10 protein-coding genes are annotated in these 8,543 nt (G+C 69.0%); 2 read left to right on the top strand and 8 right to left on the bottom strand.

The window, feature by feature from the left end:
- Positions 1-45: 45 nt before the first annotated feature.
- Both cds1 and AC1D1G_RS20320 read right to left on the bottom strand, forming a co-directional pair.
- Positions 46-1,155 (bottom strand): L-cysteine desulfhydrase Cds1, encoded by a 1,110-nt coding sequence (gene cds1 / locus AC1D1G_RS20325; RefSeq protein ID WP_317570124.1) that lies wholly within the window; start codon positions 1,153-1,155, stop codon positions 46-48.
- The gene (locus tag AC1D1G_RS20320; RefSeq protein WP_009474707.1) at positions 1,152-1,529 is read right to left on the bottom strand and encodes a DUF4229 domain-containing protein; all 378 of its coding nucleotides are present in this window, start codon (positions 1,527-1,529) and stop codon (positions 1,152-1,154) included. The genes cds1 and AC1D1G_RS20320 overlap by 4 nt, the downstream gene beginning before the upstream one ends.
- 187 nt (positions 1,530-1,716) lie before the next feature.
- Here AC1D1G_RS20320 and AC1D1G_RS20315 point away from each other — a divergent pair, with 187 nt between their 5' ends.
- Both AC1D1G_RS20315 and AC1D1G_RS20310 read left to right on the top strand, forming a co-directional pair.
- Positions 1,717-1,944: a BldC family transcriptional regulator gene (locus tag AC1D1G_RS20315; protein ID WP_005252019.1), complete on the top strand. Its 228-nt coding sequence runs from the start codon at positions 1,717-1,719 to the stop codon at positions 1,942-1,944.
- Between the two features lie 157 nt (positions 1,945-2,101).
- Positions 2,102-2,305, top strand: coding sequence for a hypothetical protein (locus AC1D1G_RS20310; RefSeq protein ID WP_009474708.1), 204 nt, complete (start codon positions 2,102-2,104; stop codon positions 2,303-2,305).
- Positions 2,306-2,352: 47 nt separating this feature from the next.
- On the opposite strand, the gene AC1D1G_RS20305 is transcribed toward AC1D1G_RS20310, so the two are convergent.
- From AC1D1G_RS20305 to AC1D1G_RS20280, 6 genes are all read right to left on the bottom strand, one after another.
- Entirely contained in the window at positions 2,353-3,675 is a 1,323-nt protein-coding gene (locus tag AC1D1G_RS20305) for a MinD/ParA family ATP-binding protein (protein WP_283331028.1), read from the bottom strand.
- A 94-nt stretch (positions 3,676-3,769) separates the two neighbouring features.
- On the bottom strand, positions 3,770-4,747 hold the full coding sequence (ccsB, locus tag AC1D1G_RS20300; RefSeq protein ID WP_317570126.1) for a c-type cytochrome biogenesis protein CcsB: 978 nt from the start codon (positions 4,745-4,747) through the stop codon (positions 3,770-3,772).
- Positions 4,744-6,408: a cytochrome c biogenesis protein ResB gene (gene resB / locus AC1D1G_RS20295; protein WP_477953458.1), complete on the bottom strand. Its 1,665-nt coding sequence runs from the start codon at positions 6,406-6,408 to the stop codon at positions 4,744-4,746. Before resB ends, ccsB begins: the two co-directional genes overlap by 4 nt.
- A complete protein-coding gene (locus tag AC1D1G_RS20290; RefSeq protein ID WP_037233399.1) occupies positions 6,405-7,235 on the bottom strand; it encodes a cytochrome c biogenesis CcdA family protein in 831 nt (276 codons plus the stop codon). The genes resB and AC1D1G_RS20290 overlap by 4 nt, the downstream gene beginning before the upstream one ends.
- Complete coding sequence (locus AC1D1G_RS20285) at positions 7,232-7,831, bottom strand: TlpA disulfide reductase family protein (RefSeq protein WP_005258349.1); 600 nt, start codon at positions 7,829-7,831, stop codon at positions 7,232-7,234. The genes AC1D1G_RS20290 and AC1D1G_RS20285 overlap by 4 nt, the downstream gene beginning before the upstream one ends.
- Positions 7,828-8,487, bottom strand: coding sequence for a histidine phosphatase family protein (locus AC1D1G_RS20280; protein ID WP_005566498.1), 660 nt, complete (start codon positions 8,485-8,487; stop codon positions 7,828-7,830). Before AC1D1G_RS20280 ends, AC1D1G_RS20285 begins: the two co-directional genes overlap by 4 nt.
- Positions 8,488-8,543 lie beyond the last annotated feature (56 nt).

The following is an 8,543-nucleotide window of genomic DNA, read 5'->3' as shown; positions in this document are numbered from 1 at the left end:
GTCCCGCCCGGTGACGGCGCCGGTGCGGACCGCCGCGACAGCGCCTCAGCCAGGCTGACCCGGCCACTCCCCCGTCGCCGCGAAGCGGTCGAGCACCGCGGCCGGGCCCGTAAGGTCGATACCCTCCCCGGCCACCCAGTCGTCGTCGAAGTAGGTGTCCGCGTAGCGTTCGCCGCCGTCGCACAGGATCGTGACCACACTGCCGGACCGTCCGGCCGCGAGCATCTCCGCGACGACGGTGAACGCACCCCACAGGTTCGTGCCCGTGGAGCCGCCGACCCGGCGGCCCAGCACCGAACTGGCGTGCCGAGCGGTCGCGATGGACGCGGCGTCGGGCACCCGCATCATCCGGTCGATGACCTGCCCGACGAACGACGGCTCCACCCGCGGCCTGCCGATGCCCTCGATGCGCGAGGGCATCCCCGTCGCGTAGTCGCAGGAGTTGGTGTCGTAGCCGCCGAAGAACGCCGAGTTCTCCGGATCCACCACGAGCAGCCGGGTCGCGTGTCTGCGGTAGCGGATGTACCGGCCCAGCGTCGCGCTGGTGCCGCCGGTCCCGGCGCTCATGACGAGCCACTCCGGCACCGGGTGCTCTTCACGAATCATCTGGTGGTAGATCGACTCGGCGATGTTGTTGTTGCCCCGCCAGTCGGTGGCCCGCTCCGCGTGCGTGAACTGGTCCATGAAGTGACCGCCCGTCTCCGCGGCGAGCCGTCGGGCCTCGCTGTAGATCTCCGGCGGCCGGTCGATGAAGTGGCAGCGACCGCCCTGCGCCTCGATGAGGGCGATCTTCGCGCCGCTCGTGCTGCGCGGCATGACGGCCACGAAGTCGAGTCCGAGCATCTTCGCGAAGTACGCCTCGCTGACGGCCGTGGACCCCGAGGACGCCTCGATGACCGTCGTCCCCTCGGTGATCCATCCGTTGCAGATCGCGTAGAGGAACAGCGACCGGGCCAGGCGATGCTTGAGGCTGCCCGTGATGTGGGTCGACTCGTCCTTCAGATAGAGCTGCACACCCCATTCGACGGGCAGCGGGTACCGCAGCAGGTGTGTGTCGGCGCTGCGCTGCGCGTCGGCGTCGATGAGGCGGACGGCGTTGTCCACCCAGTCACGCGGAAAGCTCCGGTCGATGACGACGCAGTCGCCGTCCGTCACCGGGACGTGCCCTCACCGCGGAGCCTGGCACGCAGGTCGGCCTGGTCGGCGCGACGCTGCGCGTCGAACGCGGCGATCCCCTCGTTGACCCGCCGGCGGAGTTTCGCGAACAGCAGCAGCGACAGCGGGAGGGCGATGAGGACCGCGAAGATGGCCGCGACGAGCAGCGGCACGGCGACTCCGACGAGTGCGGCCACCCCGAGGATGATGGCACCGATGACGACGACCAGCAGTAGCCGGGCGATCGAATAGATCGCGACGTCGCGCGCCAGCTGCCCCTTGGTCACCCGCCCGTCCGGCTTCGCCGGTGCGCTCGAATCGGCTGCGACGGGGCGCTCGACCTGGTCTTCTGGCTTCTCGGATGACTCACTCACGCCCCCAGGTTACCCATCGCCGAGGCCACCCCTCACACGTCCGACTTATCCGATTTGTCTATTACCTCCCCTTTACCAACATTAGATCGTTCGAGTACCCGGGGTGCCAGATGTCACGATGACCGAGTTCAGTCGCAACAGCGGCCGGCTTCAGCACAGACCAGTCGAAAGCAGTGGAGGACCGTCGATGAGCGCACCCACCTACAACGGACCCGGATTCAGCGGATCCAACGAAGCCCTCATGACCCCGGGCCAGGTGGCTGCCCTGTTCCATGTCGACCCGAAGACCGTGACGCGATGGGCGCACGCGGGCCGGCTCGGATCGCTGCGCACCCCCGGCGGGCACCGCCGCTTCCGCGAGGCCGAGGTCATGCAGCTGCTCCGCTCCCTCACCACGGAGGCGGGCCGACCCTGACGCTGGGCGGGCCGACCCTGACGCTGGGCGGGCGGCCGTAGGGCTGACCGCGACCGCACTACCCGGGACGCACTGCGACCGGGTAGATGCCCTCTGCCGCCGACGCGGCTACGCTCAGGGATACCGGCTACCCTCGAGCGGTGTAAGGAGGTGCGCGGTGATCTATCTGTTGGCACTCATCGGGCTCGTGACAGTGGCGGTCCTGCTCTGGAAGGCATTCGGCCCGAACACCAGGCCCGTGCTCAGCAATCGGGTGCAGGGACCCGACGACGATCCGGATTTCCTCTGGAAGGTGGATCGGGAGACCCGTCGGAAGAAGTCCGACGAACCCGAGGCCGGTCCGGCGGACCCCGCCGGGTGAGCCGAAGCCGGGGTGCCGGTCGATCCGGCACCCTCGGCGTCATTGCCTCAGCGACGATCCTGTAGCGCGAAACTGGACGCCGGGAAGTCCGACGCCACCGCGGCCGCCAGTTCGAGAAGAGCGGTGCGCGTCTTGGGACGCAGCCGCTCGAGTTCGATCTCGGCGCCCTCTTCGAGGTGCGGATCGAACGGAATCAGCCGGACCAGGCGGCACCGCTGCTCGAAGTGCTCGACGACCTTCGGCAGATCCACCTTGCCCGACCGTGGTCGGACCGCGTTCACGACGGCCACCGACCGGGACACCAGTTCGCGGTATCCGTGGGCGTCGAGCCAGTCGAGGGTCGCGGAGGCGCTGCGGGCGCCGTCGACGGAGCCCGAGCTGACCACCACGAGCGCGTCGGCCTCTTCGAGGATGGTCTGCATGGCGGAATGCATCAGTCCGGTGCCGCAGTCGGTGAGGACGATGCTGTAGAACTTCTCGAGCATCGTGACGGTCCGCGAGTAGTCGTCCGCGCTGAACGCCTCCGACACCGCCGGGTCGCTGTCGGACGCGAGCACCTCGAGCCGGTGCCGGCTCTGCGACGTGTAACTGCGGACGTCGCTGTACTTTTCGATGCTCTGCTCGTCGCGCAGCAGGTTGCGCACCGTGGCGGGGGTCTCGAGGGGAATCTTCTGACTGAGCGTGCCCCGGTCGGGGTTGGCGTCGACGGCGATGACGCGGTCGCCGCGCAGTGACGCGAACGTGGAGCCGAGGGTCGCGGTGGTGGTGGTCTTGCCCACTCCGCCCTTGAGGCTCAGCAGCGCGATCTTGTAGCACCCCTGCAGCGGCTGGTTGACCTGCTTGGTCAGCTCGATCCGACGCTGTTCCTTCGCGCTGTTGCCGACGTTGATGTAGCGGCCGGACAGTTGGTACAGCGCCTTGCGCCACCCCGTGGTGGGGGCCGGCTTGACCTGCTTGAGGAGCAGCGACGTCGACAGGTCACGCGCCGACACCGCGTACTGCTGATCGGCATTCGTGTTGTTCGGGCGGGGATGCTGGGGCGCGTGCTGGACCGGCGCCTGCTGCGGCGGCGTGAACGTTCCCTGAGCGGGCGCCTGCTGGGGAGCCGGAGTCTGCTGCGGGGCCGGGGCCTGCTGAGGGGCCGGGGCCTGCTGCGGGACGGGAGCGGTAGCCGGGGCCTGGGTCTGCGGCCGCGCGGGTGCGGCGGAGGGGGCCTGGGCACCGGGCTGCGCGAACGGGTTGGGACCCTGCGGCTGAACGTACGGGGCCTGCCGCGCGGCGTTCCACGCGGCGGCCGATGCGTGGTCGTCCCCGGGCGGATTCGATGCAGGCCGTACCGGCTCCCACATGCCGGCGTTGTTTTCGGACATGGCTGAACATCCCCCTCGTGAAGTCTCCATCGTCTCCACCGAATCACACCGGTCGGAGACGTCGCGGCGGAAGGATATCAGTCGGTGACTACCGTCAGTTGAGGCCCGCGTACGAGTGCAATCCCGACACCACCATGTTGATGATGAACAGGTTGAACAGCATCGCGACGAAGCCCGCCACGTTGATCCATGCAGCCTTGGTGTCGCGCCAGCCCGACGTCGCGCGGGCGTGGAGGTAGGCGGCGTAGATCACCCAGGCGATGAACGACACCGTCTCCTTGGGGTCCCAGCCCCAGAATCGGCCCCAGGCGGCCTCGGCCCAGATGGCGCCGAGGATGACACCCGCGCCGAACAGCGGGAACCCGATGATGGTGGTCTTGTACGCCAGCCGGTCCAGGGTCTGCGCGTCGGGCAGCCGCTCCGCGATCCGCGCGAACACGCCCGTTCCCTCCTCGCCGCGCGGGTACCGCATGCGCAGCAGGAACAGCAGGCTCGCGATGCCCGACACCAGGAACACACCGGAACCGACGCTCACGATGGTGACGTGGATGGGCAGCCAGTACGACCGCAGTGCGGGCACCACGGGCGCCGCGTCCGCGTACAGCACGGTGGCGGCGAGGAACATCAGGATCAGGACGGGGACGAGCAGGAACACCCACATCGACCGGTACGCCGGCTTCGACAGGAGTGCGAGACCGACGACGAGTGCGGCCGCGCAGGCCATCGTCACGAACTCGTACATGTTGCCGAGCGGGAACCGTGCGGTGGCGAATCCGCGCAGCACGATCGACGCGAAGATCAGCACCGTGCCGACGACCAGCACGGCCGCGCCCATGCCGCCGAAGCGCTCGGCCATGGGCTTCTTCGGCTGCTCGACCACTCGGCCGGGAACCGACGGCGCATCGGCCGGACGGGCGCCGGAGCCTGCCGACACGAGTTCCCGGTCCTGCACGGCCTGCGCCCGGGTGGACGCGTACTGCACGATGAGCAGCACGAGTGCCAGCACCAGAACGGTGAAGGCTGATCGGAAGGCCCAGTCGCTGTACTGCGCCAGTGTCTCGTTGGTCGTCATCGTTGGCTCTCCTGCGCGTCAGGCTTCGTGTCGTCCGTGAGCAGACGGGTGCAGAGTCGGCCGAACTCGTCGCCCCAGCCGGCCTGATCGGTCCGGGCGAGTCCACCAAGCTCTACTACAGTACGTCGTGGGTCAAGATCGGAAGCGTCCGCGGGGTAGATGCGGGCCCAGACGCGGCGACGCTTGACCAGCAGCGAGACGAGCAATCCGGCCATCATCGTCAGCGCCGACACCAGCACCCACTGCTGCGCCGGGTCATGCGAGACCTGCAGGTTCACGAAGTCCACCGCACCGTCGAACCGCACCTGGGTGCCGTCGGCCAGCGTCGAACTCTCCCCCGGTTTCAGATTCACCCGGTCCTGCTTCACGAGCCGGCCCTGATTGATCAGTTCGGTGTTCAGCGAGAACAACGACTGCGGATTGCCCGTGTCGAGGCCGGTGTCGCCCTTGTAGATGTCGATGGCCACGGCCGGGTCGTTCATGGCCGGGTAGCTCGACGCCAGCAGATTGCCGTGGAACAGCGCGGTCGGGGCGAACAGTCCCTCGATCGCGATCTGATTCTTCCGGCGCTCGTCGGTGTCGGTGTACATGCCGCCGGGCGGGTCGAACCGCATCGCGCCGCTGCTGAGGAACGTCGTCGCGTCGTCGGGACGCCACTGCAGCGTCTCGGTGCGGGTTTCCCCGTTCGGGAACGTGACGGTGAACGTCGGCGCGTATCCGTGCCCCTGCAGGTAGACGCGGTCACCCTCGACGCGTAGCGGGTGGTTGACCTGCAACTGCCCGTCCCGCCACGTGTTCGTCTCGAGGTCGTCGCCGGCCTGGTAGGCGATGTTGGACGTGAACATCTCGGCCTGACCACTGTCGAGGTAGTCGGCCGCGAAGTCCTTGACCTTGACGCACAGCGGCGTCATGCCGGTGCCGTCCTGCGTGTTGCCTGCCTTGAAGGAGTCGAAGACCGCGGGCGACGTGGTGCAGAAGCCGGGACCGTTGTTGGCGACCACGATGACGTTGCCCTCGTAGCCGAACAGCTTGCCGACGGCGATCGCGACGAGCAGCGCCACGAGCGACAGGTGGAAGACCAGGTTGCCGAGCTCGCGGAAGTAGCCCTTCTCCGCGGAGATGGTGATCTCGCCGTCGTGCGCGGCGCGCTCCCCGCCCGCGCGGGTCTCGACTCGCCACCCTTTCAGGTGGGTGCGGATGCGGGCGGCGAGTTCCTCCGGTGACTCGTCGACCCGGTCCTCGTGGTGGTGCGGCAGTCGCGCGAGGTTCCGCGGGGCAGGCACCGGACGGGTGCGCAGTGCCTTGGCGTGGTCGACGCAGCGCGGCAGGATGCAGCCGACGAGGGAGATGAAGAGCAGGACGTAGATCGCGGTGAACCAGAAGCTGCCGAACACGTCGAACAGCTCGAGCTTGTCCATCCACGGACCGAGGGTCGGCCGGTTCGAGATGTACTCGTCGACCTTGCCCGCGTTGAGGCTGCGCTGCGGGAGCAAGGCGCCGGGAATGGCCGCGAGGGCCAGCAGGAACAGCAGCACCAGCGCGGTGCGCATCGACGTGAGGCCACGCCAGGTGTTGCGGACGACCGCGAACGCGCGGCCGGGCAGCGATTGGCGGGGCACCGGTGTGGCTTCCGGGGCCTCGGGGGTCTGGGTGTCGCTCATATCGGCAGAGTCACTTCCGAGATAAAGGCGTCGCGAACCCAGCCGACGAACTGGTCCCACGCGCCGGTGACGAGGGCGATACCCACGGCCACCAGCATGATTCCGCCGAAGATTTGAATGGTCCGCGCGTTCCGGCGCAGCCAGCCGACACCGCGCAGCGCGCGGGACGAGCCGAGCGCCAGGATCACGAACGGCAGCCCGAGGCCGAGGCAGTACGCGACGATCAGGGCCACTCCGCGGGCGGCGGTGGCACCGTCGGTGCCTGCGGCCAGGGAGATGACACCCGCCAGGGTGGGGCCGAGGCACGGGGTCCAGCCCAGCGCGAACACGGCACCGAGCAGCGGGGCCCCGGCCAGGCTGGAGATACGGCGCGGCTCGAGCCTCGTGTCGCGCTGCAGGGCCGGGATCAGGCCGATGAACACCAGGCCCATGGCGATGGTGACCACCCCGCCGACCCGCATCAGGATGTCGCGGTTGATCGCGAGCGCCGAGATGGCGCCGAACACGGACGCGGTGGCYAGCACGAACACCACGGTGAAACCGGCGACGAACAGGGCCGCGGCGCCCGCGACCCGCAGCCGACCGTCGGCGACCGTCTTCGTGCGGGTGGCCGCCTCCTCCGCGGTGACGGCCGGGGCGTCCGCGCCGACCACACCCGCGAGGTAGGACAGGTATCCGGGAACGAGGGGCACGACGCACGGCGACGCGAACGACACCAGACCGGCGAGGACGCACGCACCGAGCGCGAGCAGCAGCGGTCCGGATGCCGCGGTGGACTGGAAGGCGTCGCCGACGCCGCCGGCGAGAAGGGTAGTGCTGGTGCTCACGATTCCTGCGCCACCCGTTCGACCACCGGCTTCAGGTCCTCGGCGAGCAGTTCCTTCAGGAACACCGCGGCCACGCGGTGGTCCCGGTCGAGCACGATCGTGGTGGGGATGACGCTCGTGGGGTAGTTCTGCCCCAGCGCGATCATCGTCCGCATGGCGGGGTCGTAGATCGACGGATACGACACCTTGTTGTCGATCACGAAGTCCTGCGCCTTGTCCTGCTGGTTGTCCCGCACGTTGATCCCGAGGAACGACACTCCCTGATCCTTGGTCTCCTCGTACACCTGCTCGAGGTCGTTGGCCTCACCCCGGCACGGGCCGCACCACTGCCCCCACACGTTGAGTACCACGACCTGCCCCTCGAAATCGTCGAGCGAGGTGGTCTTGCCCTCGGTCATCAGGTCGGGTCCGGACACCGTGCCGATGGTGCCGCGGTCGGCAGGCGGGTCGTAGAAGATCTCGGTCTGCCCGCCCGGCGACACGAAGTCGAAGGTGCCGCCCTGGGCCACGGCGTCGTCGCCGGACGCACACGCCGACAGCGACACCGCGGCCGTACAGATCACCGCGAGAAGCCCGGCGAAGCGCCCCCGACTCATGCCCCGGTCACCCTCGGATCCGACGCGCCCGCGGGCTCCGAGTACACGATGTCGATGAGGGTATCGCCCTCGTAGACGAGGGAGGTCAGCGACGCGAGACCGCACTGACGGTGCCGCGGGTCGTGCCACAGCCGCTCCCCCTGCAGGAATCGGCGGAGGGTCCAGACGGGGAGTTGGTGGCTGACGACGACGGCCTCGTGGCCCACCGCCGACACGCGGGCGCTGTTGACGGCGGCCAGCATGCGGTGCGCGATCTGCAGGTACGGCTCGCCCCACGACGGGGTGAACGGGTCGCGCAGTTTCCACCAGTGCCGGGGACGGGACAGCGCGCCGTCGCCGACGGACACCTTGAGGCCCTCGAATTCGTTGCCTGCCTCGATGAGGTTCTCGTCGGTCGCGATCTCGACGCCGTGCGCGTCGGCGATCGGAACCGCCGTCTCCTGCGCGCGCTGCAGCGGCGAGGACACCACGTGGGTGATGTCGTGCTTGGCCAGCACCGACGCCACCGCGCGGGCCTGCGCCTCACCCGTCACCGACAGCCGGAACCCGGGGAGCCTGCCGTAGAGGATTCCTCGCGGGTTGTGCACCTCGCCGTGCCGGAGCACGTGCACGATGGTGCGGGTCTGTGTGTGGTCGGGATGATCGGCTTCGGTCACGTTGCGATTCCTCGGGTCGGGACGGGAGGGCGGGTGGGTGTCGGCGGCAAGGCTGC

The sequence above is a fragment of the Rhodococcus sp. P3_B8 genome (assembly GCF_056402775.1).
Note: the sequence above shows the minus strand (reverse complement) of the source record. Positions and strands in the feature narration are given on the sequence as shown.

Excerpts from the sequence above, each read along its gene's own strand:
- AC1D1G_RS20285 (WP_005258349.1), bottom strand. The coding sequence starts at position 7,831 with ATGAGTCGGGGGCGCTTCGCCGGGCTTCTCGCGGTGATCTGTACGGCC.
- ccsB (WP_317570126.1), bottom strand. The coding sequence starts at position 4,747 with ATGACGACCAACGAGACACTGGCGCAGTACAGCGACTGGGCCTTCCGA.
- AC1D1G_RS20315 (WP_005252019.1), top strand. The coding sequence starts at position 1,717 with ATGAGCGCACCCACCTACAACGGACCCGGATTCAGCGGATCCAACGAA.
- resB (WP_477953458.1), bottom strand. The coding sequence starts at position 6,408 with ATGAGCGACACCCAGACCCCCGAGGCCCCGGAAGCCACACCGGTGCCC.
- AC1D1G_RS20305 (WP_283331028.1), bottom strand. The coding sequence starts at position 3,675 with ATGTCCGAAAACAACGCCGGCATGTGGGAGCCGGTACGGCCTGCATCG.